Source organism: Thalassospira sp. CH_XMU1420-2 (genome assembly GCF_037029325.1).
Classification (GTDB): domain Bacteria; phylum Pseudomonadota; class Alphaproteobacteria; order Rhodospirillales; family Thalassospiraceae; genus Thalassospira; species Thalassospira povalilytica.
The window spans coordinates 648,531-663,989 of record NZ_JAYMEG010000001.1; the positions used below are offsets into that span (position 1 = coordinate 648,531).

The following is a 15,459-nucleotide window of genomic DNA, read 5'->3' on the forward strand; positions in this document are numbered from 1 at the left end:
AACAGGACAGAAAGAGTTACGAGATGGCTGAGCGTATCGATACAGGCGAATATCTTGGTGGGAAGCTGCTGGTGGCGATGCCCGGCATGCGTGATCCGCGTTTTTCGCAAAGTGTTGTCTATATCTGCGCACATAACCAGGACGGGGCGATGGGACTTGTCATCAACCGTGTGATTGACAGCATCACATTCCCCGAACTTCTTGAGCAGCTTGGCATTGCCCGGCCTGCGCCCACCATCGAAGACATCCAGGTCCATTTTGGCGGGCCGGTTGAAAGCAGCCGGGGCTTTGTCCTGCATTCCACCGATTTCTCGAACGAGGCAACCCTGCATGTCGATCCGGGCGTTTCGGTGACGGCGACGGTTGATATTCTTGAACAGATTGCCTTGGGCGAAGGCCCCAAAAGCCGCATTCTCGCACTTGGATATGCCGGTTGGCGCAGTGGCCAGCTTGAAAGCGAAATCCTTGCCAACGGATGGCTTCATGTGGATGCCGACCCGGATCTTCTGTTTGATGTCGACTGCGAAGACAAATGGGAACAGGCCTTTTCCAAGCTGGGCTTTGCCCCCGAATTGCTGTCTGGCGAAGCCGGTCACGCCTGATCTTTTCCAATGCGCCAATCATGGCCGGGATCAGAGTAACCAAAGAGATCTGGCAAAAAAACAGCCTGCCAGTTTGGCAGGCTTTGTTGTTTTTGTTTGCTCTGTCCCTGATCAGTCGAACAGGGCGTCGATTTCTTCCTGTGAGAAGATCTGATCGACTTCGTCCTGGCTGACACGTTCGGCGTTTTGCGGTGCCTTGGTGACAGTCTTGTCAAGGTTATCGAGCCCTTTGGGATCGGCGGGCAGATCAAATTCGCCGAAGTCGTCATCGCCCCAGATCTCGATCACGCGGTTCACGCGTTCCTCGATATATTTCATGGTATTGACGACCTTGGTAATGCGCTGGCCGGTCAGATCCTGGAAGTTACAGGATTCAAACACCTTGACCACCAGCTCCACGATGTCGTCTGCCAGACCCTGGGTATATTCATCCGGGGCAGCCGAGCGAATATTGTGGGCAACAGCATCGATTTTTTCGACGGTTTCAAGGATGTTTGCCGTTGCGTCCTCGGTCGCGGCAACAACCGAATCAAGTTCGCCCTTTACGATATTGATACGCGTGCCGCTGCTGTCTTCGGGCGCGGTATAAAGGGCTGCGATTTCGCGTTTGGTTTCCTGGATCGAGTTGGCCAGTGCGCGAATTTCGGTTTTCAGAAGTCGCAATTCAGTTCGCGCATCTTCCTGTTCGCTGTCGGTCGGACGGGCATTGGCCTTTTTCTGCTCTTCGATCATGATGCGAATGTCGGCAAGCAGTTCAAGCTTGAGGTCCTCGATCGCGGTATGCAGCGATGAAACATCCGCGCTACCACCACCCTGGCCGTCCGTTGGCATCTCGGTCGGGAAAGCGACCATGTCGCTCATGTTCTCAAGCTTGTTGAGAAGCCGCATCTCGGCGGTAAAAAGTCTTTTGCTGCCTTGACGTGCCATTGGCGAACCTCTGTCTTTTATCTGTCGGCATCCGGTGAGCCGCGCGGTTGCGAAGTGAATTACTACGGATGAGGGGCAGGATGCATACGTTTGGGTAGAATAGTCCGCAAAGCATATCACGCCAACCAAATTCATTTATCTGATATGCGACAATTTCCCTGTGTTTCAAGGTGTCTGACTGTGATTTCCGCACAGGAGCCATCATTGCCGGGTCAACGGGACCGAATTGCGAATCGCGTTCCCAAACAGGCGCTTACCCGTTTGAACCGTCGTAATCTGGTGTCGCAAATGCAAACTTCAATATGACGTAGCGGCAGGACGGAACAAAACACCGCTTTTGGCATGGCAGCCGATCGCGCGGATGCTTTATCCATTGGTTGAAGGGATTTTAAACTGACTTTCTGATTATATTGCAGGGCAGCAATTCACGGTCGAATAGATCATGTCTGACCGGAATGGCGGTTTTTCTATCTAAGGGTGGGTATTTTCGAACGTTTTTAGTGAAACCAGAGCGATAATTTGAGGTGTTATCAAATACATTTTTTGTGCATCGCAGCGAGGTTTTTTCTGGAACAGGTGTCGAAGATACGCTATTTGCCTGCCTTACAGATGTACTTTCGGGTGCAGGCTTATTAAGAATAAGATATGTCAGAGGAAATGCTCTGGTCTGATCTGTTGGTAATCTTTGGTTGAGACGTGATAATGTCCTTGAGAGGGGGCGATATATATCGGATCAGCCATCGCAGGATCAGAGGCAGAGACGATTGAGGCATATCGCCTTGAGATGTAATGCGAGGGGGCAGATTCGCATGTCGATCAAGAAGCTATTTCCCATCTTTCTGTTGGGATTGGCGGTACTCGTCGGGTTTGACAGTTCAGCACTTGCTGTTGGACAGCCCGAGCCATGGCAGCTTGGGCTGCAGGAGCCGGTTTCGCCTGTGGCTGTCGAAGGCCATGAATTCTTTATTTTGCTGACGTGGCTGATGACGATCATTACCGTGATCGTTCTTTTGCTGCTGCTTTATGTGCTTTTCCGCTTCAGTGCGAAACGCAATCCGGTGCCGTCGAAAACAACGCACCACACCCTTCTTGAAGTGGTCTGGACGGTTGTTCCGGTTCTTATCCTCCTTGTCATTGCGATCCCGTCGTTCCGTCTGCTGTATTTCGCAGACCGTGTCGAAGATGCCGATCTGACGCTCAAGATCATCGGCAAGCAATGGTACTGGACCTATGAGTACCCCGATAACGGCAACTTCACCTTTGATTCGCTTATGATCGACGAAGAAACCGCTGTCGCCGAAGGCAAGAACCGCCTTCTGGATGTCGACAATCCGGTTGTTTTGCCAGTGGACCAGAATATCCGTCTGATCATGACATCCGATGACGTGATCCATAACTGGGCCATGCCGTCACTCTTCATCAAGCTTGATGCCGTACCGGGCCGTCTGAATGAAACCTGGACCCGCATCCCGGCCGAATATGCCGGTACGACATTCTATGGTCAGTGTTCCGAGCTTTGCGGTGTGAACCACGCCTATATGCCGATCGCGGTCAAAGCTGTTACCATGGAAGAATACGAGGCCTGGGTAGCCAAGGCCCAAGAACAGTTCGCATCTGCTGACCTGCCGTCATCGGTATCAGTGGCATCGGCAGAGTGAGGGAGAGATTGATGGCTCACGCTGACACACATGATCACGATCATACCCCCGGCTTCTTTACCCGTTGGTTCCTGTCAACCAACCATAAGGATATCGGGACGCTTTATCTTGTTTTCTCAGTGATCGCCGGTTTGATCGGTGGCGCGTTTTCCGTCTGGTTCCGTATGGAGCTGGCGCATCCGGGAACCCAGATCATTGAAGACCACCAGTTCTTTAACGTGCTCGTGACCGCACACGGCATGATCATGGTGTTCTTTGTTGTCATGCCCGCCATGATTGGCGGTTTTGGCAACTGGTTCGTTCCGATCATGATCGGGGCGCCCGACATGGCGTTCCCGCGTTTGAACAACATTTCGTTCTGGCTGATTGTTCCGGCCTTTATCCTGCTGATGCTGTCGGCTGTGGTTGGCAGTGGCGCGGGTACCGGCTGGACGGTTTATCCGCCGCTTTCGGGGGTTCTCGGACATCCCGATGCATCGGTGGATATGGCGATCTTTGCCCTGCACCTTGCAGGGGCCAGCTCGATCCTTGGTGCGGTGAACTTCATCACCACCATTTTCAACATGCGTGCGCCGGGCATGACCCTGCACAAGATGCCGCTGTTTGCCTGGGCGATGCTGGTCACAGCATTCCTGCTGCTGCTGGCTGTGCCGGTTCTGGGTGGCGCGATTACCATGCTTCTGACCGACCGTAACTTTGGCACGGACTTCTTCAATCCGGCCGGTGGCGGTGACCCGATCCTGTATCAGCACCTGTTCTGGTTCTTCGGGCATCCGGAAGTTTACATCATGATCCTGCCGGGCTTCGGCATCATCAGCCACATCATTTCGACCTTCTCGCGCAAGCCGGTCTTTGGTTACCTCGGCATGGCTTATGCGATGGTTGCGATTGGTGTTGTCGGCTTTATCGTGTGGGCGCACCACATGTATACGGTCGGTATGGATGTTGACACCCGTGCATATTTCACCGCGGCAACGATGGTGATTGCGGTGCCTACCGGGGTCAAGATTTTCTCGTGGATCGCGACCATGTGGGGTGGTTCCATCACCTTGCGGGCGCCGATGCTTTGGGCGATCGGCTTTATCTTCCTGTTCACTGTGGGCGGTGTGACAGGTGTGATGCTGGCCAACTCGGGCATGGATTTGCCGCTGCATGACACCTATTTCGTTGTGGCGCACTTCCACTATGTTCTGTCGCTTGGTGCGGTCTTCTCGATCTTTGCCGGATTCTATTACTGGTTCAGCAAAATGTCGGGATACGAGATTTCCGACCTTGGTGCGAAGATCCATTTCTGGCTCTTCTTCATCGGCGTCAACCTGACCTTCTTCCCGCAGCACTTCCTGGGCCTTGCCGGCATGCCACGTCGTTATGCCGACTACCCGGATGCGTTCGCAGGCTGGAACCTTGTATCGTCTTACGGTGCCTATATTTCCTTTGCTTCAACCATCTTCTTCCTCGGTGTGGTGGCGCATGCCTTCATCCGTGGCAAGAAAGCCGAAGCAAACCCGTATGGCGAAGGGGCAGATACCCTGGAATGGACTGTCAGCTCGCCGCCGCCGTTCCATACCTTTGACGAACTGCCGCGTATCAAGTAAGTGACACTGGTTTAAGTCCCCCGCAAACCGCGCTTTGCGGGGGGCGCCTTACCGCCCCAAAAAGAGAAGACCAGAGTTCCATGACCAAGCAGGTTGCCGACCAGACCCTTGCGCTTGAAAACGCAGCTCAGCTGCCGATTTCCGAGGTGCGCGACTATATAGCGTTGCTGAAACCCGGTGTAATGACCCTTGTGGTTTTCACCGGTGCTGTTGGTCTGTTGATTGCCCCGGGTTCCATTCATCCGTTTTTGGGACTCGTCGCAATCGCCTGTATCGCTGTTGCCAGCGGTGCGGCTGCTTCGATTAACATGTGGTACGACCGCGACATCGATATCCACATGAAACGCACCCAGAACCGGCCGATCCCGGCCGGGCGGGTTCCGGCAGACGAAGCCCTGTCACTGGGCATTGCGCTGTCGATTGTTTCGGTAACCGTGATGGCGGTTGCCATCAATATTGCGGCTGCTGTTTTGCTGGCGGTGTCGATCGCGTTCTACGTGTTCGTTTACACCATGTGGCTGAAACGCAGCACACCACAGAATATCGTCATTGGCGGTGCCGCCGGGGCATTCCCCCCGATGATCGGCTGGGCGTCGGTGACAGGCGGGATCGATCTGAATTCGATTGCGCTGTTTATGATTATCTTTATGTGGACGCCGCCGCATTTCTGGGCCCTGGCCCTGTTCCGTTGCGGTGACTACGCAAAGGTCGGTGTGCCGATGATGCCGGTGGTCGCCGGTGAAGCGGCAACCAAAAAGCAGATGCTGATCTATACCCTTTTGCTGTTGCCGGTAACGTTTGTTCCGGTGGCAACCGGGTTGCTTGGTGTCTTTTATGGTGCGACGGCGGCCTTTACCGGGCTGCTGTTCTTGCGCCATGCGATCCGCGTGCTGCGCGATGCTGAAGAACGCGCACCGCACAAGATGTTTGGATATTCCATCCTGTATCTGTTTGTCCTGTTCGGGGCGATGGTTGCAGATGTTTGGCTGGTTGGATTTATGGCATGAGCGAACAGGCACAGCATAACAAGGCCGAGCTTGAAGCGTTTCTTGCCAAGCGCAAAAAGAAGAACCTTGTCTTCCTGATCATTCTTGGTGGTCTGGCGGTTCTGTTTTTTGCAATCACGATTTTGAAGATGAGCTAGGAACCAGGGCACGATGACCGATCAGAAGCCGATTGATAAAACAAAGGCGCAGAACAGGAAAATCCTGTTTAGCTGCGTGTTTGTTGTCGGTGCGATGGTCGGTCTGGCCTATGCGTCGGTCCCGCTTTACAAACTGTTTTGCCAGGTTACCGGTTTTGGCGGCACGACCCAGGTGGCAACGGAGGCCCCAGTTGAGGTTTCTGAAAAAACCATCAAGGTGCGGTTCAATGCCGATGTGAATTCCGGCCTGAACTGGCAGTTCAAACCGGAACAGCGCGAGATCACGGTTCGTCTTGGCGAAGATAATCTGGCCTATTACATGGCCGAAAACATGTCTGTTCAGCCGATCACCGGACAGGCGGTTTACAATGTTACACCACTTAAGGCAGGGCAATATTTCAACAAGATCGCATGTTTCTGTTTTGACGAGCAAACCCTTGAACCGGGGCAGCGCGTCGACATGCCGGTCAGTTTCTATGTTGATCCCGCCATTGCAGAAGACATCAATACCCAGGACGTGAAGACAATTACCCTGTCCTATACCTTCTTCAAGGCAGAAGCCTCGGTCGAAGCGGCGGACGGGAATGAAGATCAGGGAGGCTGACAGACCCCGTTTTTGGGTGCTGTTGTCTCGGTTTAACAAAGCGAACTTGAGTTTCTTTTGTAAGGATTGAGGGGGGCAAGGAATGAGTGATCATGCTCAGAAACATCCGTTCCACCTGGTAGACCCAAGCCCGTGGCCGCTTGTTGCGGCAGCATCGGCCGGTCTTTTCACTGGTGGCATGGTCATGTTCATGCATTCGGATCGTGCACCGGCCGATTTCTGGCTGGCGGCAATCGGGATTGCAGGCATCCTGTTTGTGATGTTCCGTTGGTGGAGCAACGTGATCAGCGAGTCAAAGATTTACCATAACAAGGTCGTTCAGATCGGCCTGCGCTATGGCATGTCGCTGTTCATCGCATCCGAAGTGATGTTCTTTGTCGCCTTCTTCTGGGCATTCTTCCACAACGCCTTTGTGATCTTCAGCCCCGGTGTGACCGAATGGCCGCCGGCCGGTGTCGAGGTTCTGGATCCATGGGATCTGCCGTTCCTCAATACCCTGATCCTGCTGTTGTCGGGCTGCACCCTGACCTGGGCGCATCATGGCATCATCGAAGGCAAGAAAAAGGACCTGGTACAGGGTCTGGCATTGACGGTGGCCCTTGGCGTTATCTTCCTGTGCCTTCAGGCTTATGAATATAGCCATGCGGCATTCGGCTTTGCCGACAACATCTATTCCTCGACCTTCTACATGGCGACCGGTTTCCACGGCTTCCACGTGTTTGTCGGAACGGTGTTCCTGGCAGTTTGCCTTGTCCGCGCGATGAAGGACGGCTTTAAGCCGGATCATCATTTCGGTCTTGAGGCAGCAGCATGGTACTGGCACTTCGTTGACGTTGTGTGGCTGTTCCTGTTCTTTGCCGTTTACATCTGGGGCGGCGAATAAGCCGCCCTGATCCGCTTTGCCGGGTCAAAGATCATGGATGATTATTATCCAAACATTTCCCCCATCCGGACCGGGCTAGCATGCAAATGCCCCCGATGCGGTGGGGGAAAATTGTTTCAGGGCTATTTGACCGTTCGCGAACGTTGCGAAGTCTGCGGGCTGGATTTGCGGGGACATGATGCTGGGGATGGACCGGCGGTGTTTCTGATCTTTATTCTCGGATTTCTGGTCGTTCCCATGGCACTTTGGGTGGAGATGCGCTATATGCCGCCTTTGTGGTTGCACGCGCTTTTATGGGGCCCTGTGATTGTTGGTGTGACACTGGTCTTGCTACGACCGTTAAAAGGTCTCATGGTGGCGCTGCAATATCGTCATAGATCGACATCCCAACAGGACTGATTTCAGTTAATGCCTTTACTTACTTCGCGCCCAAGTCTGGCGATGAAAATTTGCGTCGGATTGTCTCTGGTGATCCTGCTGGGTCTTGGAACCTGGCAAATGGACAGACTTTTCTGGAAACAGGGTCTGATTGATCAGCGCCACGCCCAGGCCGAATTGCCGCCGATCCCGGTTCCGGTGGATACAGCTGTTGATCCCGATATGGCATTCCGTGCCGCCTTTGCCGAAGGCCGTTACCTGAATGATCAGGAAAAATACCTGATGGCGCGCACCCGGCGCGGCAATGTCGGTTTCCAGTTGATCACGCCGCTTGAACAGGAAGATGGCCGCATCATTCTTGTCAATCGCGGTTGGGTTCCGACCGACTATCGTGATCCGAAAACCCGCCCGGAAAGTTTGATCGAAGAACCGGTACATGTCACCGGTGTGCTGCGTCTGCCCAAAACCAAACACTGGGCACAGCCCGAAAACGACGCGCTTGCCAATCAATGGTTCTATGTCGATGTTGATCACATGGCCGAAGACAGCGGTGCGGAACTTGCCAGCCGATACTATCTGGAACTTGACGAAACAGAGGTTCCCAGCGGGCTTCCGATTGGCGGCCAGGCCAAGGTCGAACTGCCAAACAACCACCTTGAATATGCGATTACCTGGTACAGCCTTGCGCTGTCGCTGATTGTGATCTTCGTGTTCTATCACCGCCGCCCGGTTGAGAACAAAGAAGACAACAGCAACGGTAATGCCGCCTGACCGCCGGTGTCTGCCGTAACGGTGGTCAGCCGCAAAACTGACCACCGAAATTGCCCTGCTGTCAGGGTATCATTTGCCCGACATTTTCCGTTTACCAAAGACCAAAAGGCGCGTTGTCCGTACCCGGTCTGCGCACAGGAGCCCCGATGACCAAAGCATATCAACAGCTCGAAGCCCGTTTTCGTCGCATGAATGTGTTGTCCGATGTCAGTGGAATGCTGCATTGGGATATGGCTGCGATCATGCCGAATGGCGGCGCAGAAGCACGTTCCGAACAGCTTGCGACGCTAAGCGTTCTGAATAACGAACTGATCAATGCACCTGATATGGGGGACCTGTTGGCGGCGGCCGAAGACGAGGATCTTGATCGCTGGCAGAAGGCCAATCTGGCCGAAATGAAACGCGAATGGGTGCATGGCACAGCTGTCCCCGCCGATCTGGTCGAAAAAATGTCGCGTGCGGAAACCGGCTGCGAAGTTGCATGGCGCACAGCGCGCGCAGAAAACGACTTCAAAGGGCTGCTTCCGAAATTGCAGGAAGTTCTTGATCTGTCGATCGAGGCTGGAAAAGCCAAGGCCGAAGCCCTTGGTACATCGGTTTATGACGCGTTGCTTGATCAATATGATCCGATGATGCGTTCCGAACGGATTGACAGCCTGTTTGCTGAACTTGAAGCGTTCCTGCCCGACTTTACTGCCGATGTGATCGAACGCCAGAAGGCCGAAGAAAAGCCGATCTCGCCCACCGGCCCGTTCCCGATTGAAACCCAGAACAAGGTCGGTCTGGATTTGATGAAGGCGGTCGGGTTCGATTTCGACCACGGGCGCCTTGATATTTCGCACCATCCGTTCTGTGGCGGTATTCCCGACGATGTACGGATCACCACCCGATATGATGTGAATGATTTTACCTCGGCGATCATGGGGGTTCTGCACGAAACCGGACATGCCATGTATGAACGTGGACTTCCCAAAGACTGGCGTAACCAGCCGGTGGGCAAGGCGCGCGGCATGACCATGCATGAAAGCCAGTCGCTTCTGGTTGAAATGCAGGCCTGCCGGTCCGAGGAATTCCTGACCTATGCCGGTCCTGTCTTCAAACAGGCCTTTGGCGGCGACGATGCGTCCTGGAGTGCATCAAATCTGCACCGCCTTTATACCCGGGTTGAACCGGGGCTTATTCGGGTCGATGCGGACGAAGTTACCTATCCTGCCCATGTCATCCTGCGTTATCGGCTGGAACGTGCCCTGATTGAAGGGGACATGAAGCTTGCCGATTTGCCCGGTGCCTGGAACGATATGATGCAGAAGCTGCTTGGTATCACGCCGCCCGATGATCGTGACGGCTGCTTGCAGGATATCCACTGGCCGTCCGGGGCATGGGGTTATTTCCCGACCTACACGCTTGGTGCGATGGCGGCAGCACAGATTTTTGCGGCTGCCAAAAAAGCCAATCCGGAAATCCCGGAGGCCTTGGCCCGCGGGGCGTTTGGTCCGCTGATGCAGTGGCTTGAACAGAATATCCATAGCCAGGCATCAAGCCGTTCAACCGACGAAATCCTGCAAGAAGCGACCGGAAGTGCTCTTGGTGTTGATGCCTTCAAGGCCCACATGATCAGCCGGTACGGTGCGTAAATTCGATTGAATGCATGTGGTAATGTGCTAGCATTTTTGCGGCTACGGATTTCCGAATAATGATAAGCGGTTATCCGTTGCCTTATCCCTTTTCAGGCGTCATGGGCATTGCAGTCACATGGGAATAACCGACGGTAACAAGAAGGTCATGGACCGGCAGGTCTTTGCCATGGATCAGGTTATTTTCCGGGAAGGCAAACCGGGAAACGCGGCCTATGTGGTTCAGGAAGGCAAAGTCGAAGTCTTCAAGACGCTTAATGGTGACGAGGAAGTCATTCTTGGCACGATCGAAGCCGGCGGACTGTTTGGTGAACTGGCTCTTGTTGATAACAAGCCGCGCATGGCATCGGCACGGGCAACCGAACGCACGGTGCTGATTGCGATCAACCGCCAGACATTTGAAAAAAAGATGGCGGGATCGGACCGTTTCATCAAGGCGATCCTGCGAATCCTGCTTGGCAACTACCGGACCGTGGTACGGCGTGCCGCCCTTGCCGAGGCCAAGCTGAAAGAACACGGCATTCCGATCGACAATTAGGACGGCATATCAGCCAGCCATGTGACATGCCTTGCGCGATAATGCGTATGACACGGCAGACCTGCTTGATTGTCCCTTGACTATATTGGCCCAAACCCTCACTAACTCAGGCGTTGGAGTGTGTTTTGGCGCGATTTGTGTCCGGACGCACGGAACTGGTATTCGCCTTATGCAGGAGCAGGTCTAGTGCGCTATGTCAGCACGCGGGGAAGTGCCCCCGTTTTGCAGTTCGATGAAGTTCTTCTTGCCGGTCTGGCCCGTGACGGTGGTCTTTATGTCCCTGAAACCTGGCCGACCTTTTCCAAGGATGACATTCGTGCGCTGCGAACTCTGACATATGCCGAAGTCGCCTTTAAGGTGATCCAGCCATTTGTTGCGGGCACCGTTGATGACGATGCCCTTAAGGCCATTCTTGAAGATACCTATAACGGGTTTGACCACGAAGCCGTGGCACCGCTCAAGCAGCTTGGTGCCAATGACTGGGTGATGGAACTGTTCCATGGTCCGACCCTGGCATTCAAGGATTATGCGCTTCAGGTGGTTGGTCGTCTGTTTGACCATGTTCTGGCCAAACGTGGCGAACGTATCACGATTGTTGGTGCGACGTCCGGTGATACCGGCTCGGCTGCGATCGAGGCCTGCCGTGATCGTGAAAATATCGATATTTTCATTCTGCATCCCAAGGGCCGCGTTTCCGAAGTTCAGCGTCGTCAGATGACGACCATCCTGTCTGACAACGTCCACAACATTGCGGTCGAAGGATCGTTTGATGATTGTCAGGATCTGGTCAAGGCGCTGTTCAATGATCACGGCTTCCGGGATGAAGTTGGCCTGTCTGCGGTCAATTCGATCAACTGGGCACGCATCATGTGCCAGATCGCCTATTATTTCTGGGCAGGTGTGCAGCTTGGATCGCCGGAACGCGAAATTTCGTTCTCTGTGCCGTCGGGCAACTTTGGCAATGTCTATGCCGGTTATGCCGCGATGCAGATGGGCCTTCCGATCAAGCAGTTTGTTGTTGGTGCAAACCGCAATGACATTCTGGCCCGCTTCTTTGAAAGCGGTGTGATGAAGATGGAAGGTGTCGAACCATCGCTTAGCCCGTCGATGGATATTCAGGTCAGCTCGAACTTTGAACGTTTGATGTTTGACCTGTATGACCGCGATGGTCTGGCAATCGCCGAAATGCTGACCAAGTTCCGTGAAACCGGTGTGATGGAAATGTCGCAGGGGCAGTTTGCCCGTGCGCGTGAACATTTTGACGGTTACCGTCTGGATGATGATGCGACCAAGGCCGCAATCAAGGACATCCTTGAAACCAGTGGTGAACTGGTTGATCCGCATTCCGTGATCGGCATTGTTTCGGGCCGTGAATGCAATCGTGACAAGTCGGTGCCGATGGTGGCACTGGCAACCGCACATCCGGCGAAATTCCCCGACGCGGTAAAGCAGGCATCGGGTATCTACCCGGACTTGCCGCCGCGTCTGTCTGATCTATATGACCGACCAGAAAAGGTCGAACCCATGTCCAATGATGTGGCGGCCTTGATGGCGCATGTCCGTAAAAACCGGCGTGCGGCCTGAAGGTACGCAGACATCGGGAAAGACGTGAAAAACAGGAGTAATGCTATATGACAGTCGAGCTTACCCAGCTTGACAATGGGATGATTGTCGCGACGGACCGCCTTGACCATGTGCAGTCTGTTGCCCTTGGTACATGGGTTGATGTTGGTGCGCGTAACGAGACACCTGATATCAACGGCATTTCCCATATGCTTGAACATATGGCCTTCAAGGGCACGCGCCGGCGTTCCGCACTTCAGATTTCCGAAGAAATCGAAGCTGTCGGCGGGCAGATGAATGCCTATACGTCGCGTGAAAATACGGCCTATTACTGCAAGGTCCTGCACGAAGACCAGGAACTGGCGATCGATGTGATTGCCGATATCCTTCAGCATTCCACACTGGATGCCAAGGAACTGGAACGTGAACGTCAGGTAATCTTGCAGGAAATCGGTCAGGCCAACGATACCCCCGACGACATCATTTTCGACTATTTCCAGGAAACCGCCCTGCCAAATCAGGCTTTGGGCCGTTCGATCCTGGGTAGTCCGGAAAATGTATCGTCGCTGACACGCGATCATTTGTTTGATTACATGTCGCGCCGTTACAGCCCGAAACGCATGGTATTTTCGGCATCGGGCAAGGTCGAACATGATCGTGTCGTCGATATGGTGGCATCGAAATTCGACAGCCTGCCGGCCCATGAAGATCACGAGATGGAGCCGCTCAAATACGAAGGCGGCAGCCGGATCGAAAACCGCAAACTTGAACAGGTGCATGTGATTTTCGGTCTTCCGACCGTGTCCTACACCGATGACAGTTTCTATGACCTTCAGGTGTTCAATACCCTTCTGGGCGGGGGCATGTCGTCGCGCCTGTTTCAGGAAATCCGTGAAAAACGCGGTCTGGTCTATTCGGTCTATAGTTTCTCGTCGCATTATGTTGATGGGGGGCTGTTCTCGATCTATGCGGGGACCGGGGCCAATGATATTGGCGAGCTGATGCCGGTCATGTGTGACGAGCTGGTCCGTGCGACCGATGATCTGACCGAAGAAGAAGTCACGCGCGCACGTGCACAGCTTAAAGCATCTGTGGTCATGGCGATGGAAAGCAATTCCGGTCGTTGTGAAACCCTTGCCCGTCAGATCCAGATTTTCGGCCGCCCGCAAACCATGGAAGAAATCGTCGCCAAGATTGACGGGGTTGATCTTGAAAGTGTTCGCCGTTCCGGCAAGGCGCTTCTGGATGGCAAACCAACCATCACCGCCCTTGGGCCGGTTGACCAGATGCCGGCATATGATGATCTTGCCGCCCGTCTTCGCGGCTGATTGTATCGGAATATTTGATTTTCGACGGCACATGTCCAATCGGGCATGTGCCGTTTCTTTTTGCTGCCCGGCACTTACTGGTGTATCCCCATATCAATCAGGATGACGGGGTAAACTCCATGCAATACGCCTTTGATATTGGTGGTTCAAAAATCGAATTTGGTGTGTTCGGTGAGGCGGGTGAAGTCCTGCTTCATAGCAAAACCCCGACACCAAGGGATGACCGTGACGCGTTCGTAGCAACCATCCGTGATGTTATCGACGACGCGGATCGTGAATTTGGCAGCCGTCCCGATATCGGCATCAGCTTTGCCGGCGGGCTGGACCCACAGACCGGTGCCGTGATTTCAGCCAACATACCCGCGATCAAGGGGTGGTCACTGGCAAGCGAACTTTCAGCAATTCTGAACCGCCATGTTCTGGTTGAAAATGATGCGGACTGCTTTGCACTTGCCGAAGCCATCAGCGGTGCGGGCAAGGATGCACGCACGGTTTTTGCAATTATCCTGGGCACCGGGGTTGGTGGCGGCATTGTCGTGAATGGTGAATTCATCGGCGGGCGCAGCGGCATACGCGGCGAATGGGGCCATGGCAATGACGTTACCGGTACCCTTATTCGCAACGGTTTGGCACCGGTGGTGTGCGGTTGCGGGCAAACCGGGTGCCTTGATGCCTGGGGCGGGGCGCGCGGTCTTGAACATATCCATCGTCAGATCAGTGGTAATCCTGCGTCGAGTTTCGACATTACCGATGCCTGGCGGACCGATGATGCCGTGGCCAGCCGTTCGGTTGAAATCTATTGCGAACTGGTGGCGCGCGAATTGGCGCTGATGGTTAATGTTATTGATCCGGACTGTATTCCGGTTGGTGGCGGGATGGCATCAGAACCGGCATTGATTGCCCGGATCGATGGGCTGGTTCGCGACCGCGTATTGGGGCGTTATGATGATCGGCTGGTTGTTCCCGGTCATTTCGCCAAGGATGGCGGTCTGCGCGGTGCGGCAATGCTGCATGCCAATCAAAGCCCGTCAGCCGCGCAGGGTGGGGTTTAAGCGGAAATGACTTTATCGGAAACACCGGATCGGGTTGCTGGCCGGGTACTTGAAGTTTGTGTTGAAAGTTTTCAGGACGCGGTGCTGGCCGTTGATGCGGGTGCTGATCGTATTGAATATTGTTCTGCACTGGCACTGGGCGGGCTTACGCCAAGTCCCGGGGCGCTTGCAATGATCGGCAACATCAAGGCCCCATGCATGGTCATGATCCGTCCGCGTCCGGACAATTTTTGCTATGACGCCAACGATTGCGCGATCATGAAGCACGAAATCGCAATGGCCCGTGCGTGCGGGGCGGCCGGTGTTGTCTTTGGGGCAACGGATGATGCAGGGCAGCTTGATACTGACATCTTGCGCGATCTGATGGCGGAATGTGCTGGCTTGCAAGTCACCTTGCACCGCGCCTTTGACGAAGTGCATGATCAGTTCGGTGCCTTGGAGCAGGCGATAGATCTTGGATTTGAGCGGATATTGACAAGTGGTGGTGCACCCGATGCCATCACCGGCATTGACCGGATTGCGGCGCTGACTGAACGTGCGGCCGGGCGCATCGTCATTCTTCCGGGGGCGGGGATATCGTCAGCGAATGCCGCTGACATCCTGAACAAATCCGGCGCGCACGAGCTTCATGCGTCGTGCAAGGCCGATGTCGCAGCAAAAGAAGATGGGGCGGGCCGTGTTAAGGTGGCCCCTGATCGCGTGCGTGCCCTTAAAAACGCGATGGATATCTGATCACGCCAAACGGCCGGCTTGGTTGTTTGATGCAGATCTTCGGGACGGAA

Annotated in this window: 16 protein-coding genes; 15 read left to right on the forward strand and 1 reads right to left on the reverse strand. The window is 54.3% G+C overall.

All coding sequences use genetic code 11. The features are described from left to right. Positions 1–23: 23 nt before the first annotated feature. Positions 24–602: a YqgE/AlgH family protein gene (locus tag WA429_RS02865; protein WP_101245412.1), complete on the forward strand. Its 579-nt coding sequence runs from the start codon at positions 24–26 to the stop codon at positions 600–602. Positions 603–713: 111 nt separating this feature from the next. Here the strand turns inward: WA429_RS02865 and WA429_RS02870 are convergent, their stop codons facing one another. Continuing rightward, a complete protein-coding gene (locus tag WA429_RS02870; RefSeq protein ID WP_170310067.1) occupies positions 714–1,529 on the reverse strand; it encodes a hypothetical protein in 816 nt (271 codons plus the stop codon). Positions 1,530–2,338: 809 nt separating this feature from the next. Between WA429_RS02870 and coxB the strand changes: the two genes are divergently transcribed. From coxB to WA429_RS02940, 14 genes are all read left to right on the forward strand, one after another. Continuing rightward, entirely contained in the window at positions 2,339–3,187 is an 849-nt protein-coding gene (gene coxB / locus WA429_RS02875) for a cytochrome c oxidase subunit II (protein ID WP_101245413.1), read from the forward strand. A gap of 11 nt (positions 3,188–3,198) precedes the next feature. Further along, positions 3,199–4,782: a cytochrome c oxidase subunit I gene (ctaD, locus tag WA429_RS02880; protein ID WP_101245414.1), complete on the forward strand. Its 1,584-nt coding sequence runs from the start codon at positions 3,199–3,201 to the stop codon at positions 4,780–4,782. Between the two features lie 80 nt (positions 4,783–4,862). Then, on the forward strand, positions 4,863–5,789 hold the full coding sequence (locus WA429_RS02885) for a heme o synthase (protein ID WP_101245415.1): 927 nt from the start codon (positions 4,863–4,865) through the stop codon (positions 5,787–5,789). Next, positions 5,786–5,926, forward strand: a complete 141-nt coding sequence (locus WA429_RS02890; RefSeq protein WP_170310068.1) for a hypothetical protein — start codon at positions 5,786–5,788, stop codon at positions 5,924–5,926. Before WA429_RS02885 ends, WA429_RS02890 begins: the two co-directional genes overlap by 4 nt. 13 nt (positions 5,927–5,939) lie before the next feature. Next, positions 5,940–6,530 (forward strand): cytochrome c oxidase assembly protein, encoded by a 591-nt coding sequence (locus tag WA429_RS02895; protein ID WP_101245416.1) that lies wholly within the window; start codon positions 5,940–5,942, stop codon positions 6,528–6,530. A gap of 82 nt (positions 6,531–6,612) precedes the next feature. Beyond that, entirely contained in the window at positions 6,613–7,413 is an 801-nt protein-coding gene (locus WA429_RS02900) for a cytochrome c oxidase subunit 3 (protein WP_101245417.1), read from the forward strand. A gap of 33 nt (positions 7,414–7,446) precedes the next feature. Further along, positions 7,447–7,812: a DUF983 domain-containing protein gene (locus WA429_RS02905; protein ID WP_101245418.1), complete on the forward strand. Its 366-nt coding sequence runs from the start codon at positions 7,447–7,449 to the stop codon at positions 7,810–7,812. 9 nt (positions 7,813–7,821) lie between these two features. Then, positions 7,822–8,562: an SURF1 family protein gene (locus tag WA429_RS02910; protein ID WP_287464323.1), complete on the forward strand. Its 741-nt coding sequence runs from the start codon at positions 7,822–7,824 to the stop codon at positions 8,560–8,562. Positions 8,563–8,708: 146 nt separating this feature from the next. After that, positions 8,709–10,196, forward strand: coding sequence for a carboxypeptidase M32 (locus WA429_RS02915; RefSeq protein WP_287464322.1), 1,488 nt, complete (start codon positions 8,709–8,711; stop codon positions 10,194–10,196). A gap of 118 nt (positions 10,197–10,314) precedes the next feature. Continuing rightward, positions 10,315–10,734: a cyclic nucleotide-binding domain-containing protein gene (locus tag WA429_RS02920; protein WP_101245421.1), complete on the forward strand. Its 420-nt coding sequence runs from the start codon at positions 10,315–10,317 to the stop codon at positions 10,732–10,734. A gap of 186 nt (positions 10,735–10,920) precedes the next feature. Beyond that, entirely contained in the window at positions 10,921–12,318 is a 1,398-nt protein-coding gene (gene thrC, locus WA429_RS02925) for a threonine synthase (protein WP_228194574.1), read from the forward strand. 47 nt (positions 12,319–12,365) lie between these two features. Then, a complete protein-coding gene (locus tag WA429_RS02930; RefSeq protein ID WP_287464321.1) occupies positions 12,366–13,625 on the forward strand; it encodes a M16 family metallopeptidase in 1,260 nt (419 codons plus the stop codon). A gap of 119 nt (positions 13,626–13,744) precedes the next feature. Further along, the gene (locus WA429_RS02935) at positions 13,745–14,677 is read left to right on the forward strand and encodes an ROK family protein (RefSeq protein WP_287464320.1); all 933 of its coding nucleotides are present in this window, start codon (positions 13,745–13,747) and stop codon (positions 14,675–14,677) included. 6 nt (positions 14,678–14,683) lie between these two features. Then, entirely contained in the window at positions 14,684–15,409 is a 726-nt protein-coding gene (locus tag WA429_RS02940; protein WP_287464319.1) for a copper homeostasis protein CutC, read from the forward strand. Positions 15,410–15,459: the final 50 nt, after the last annotated feature.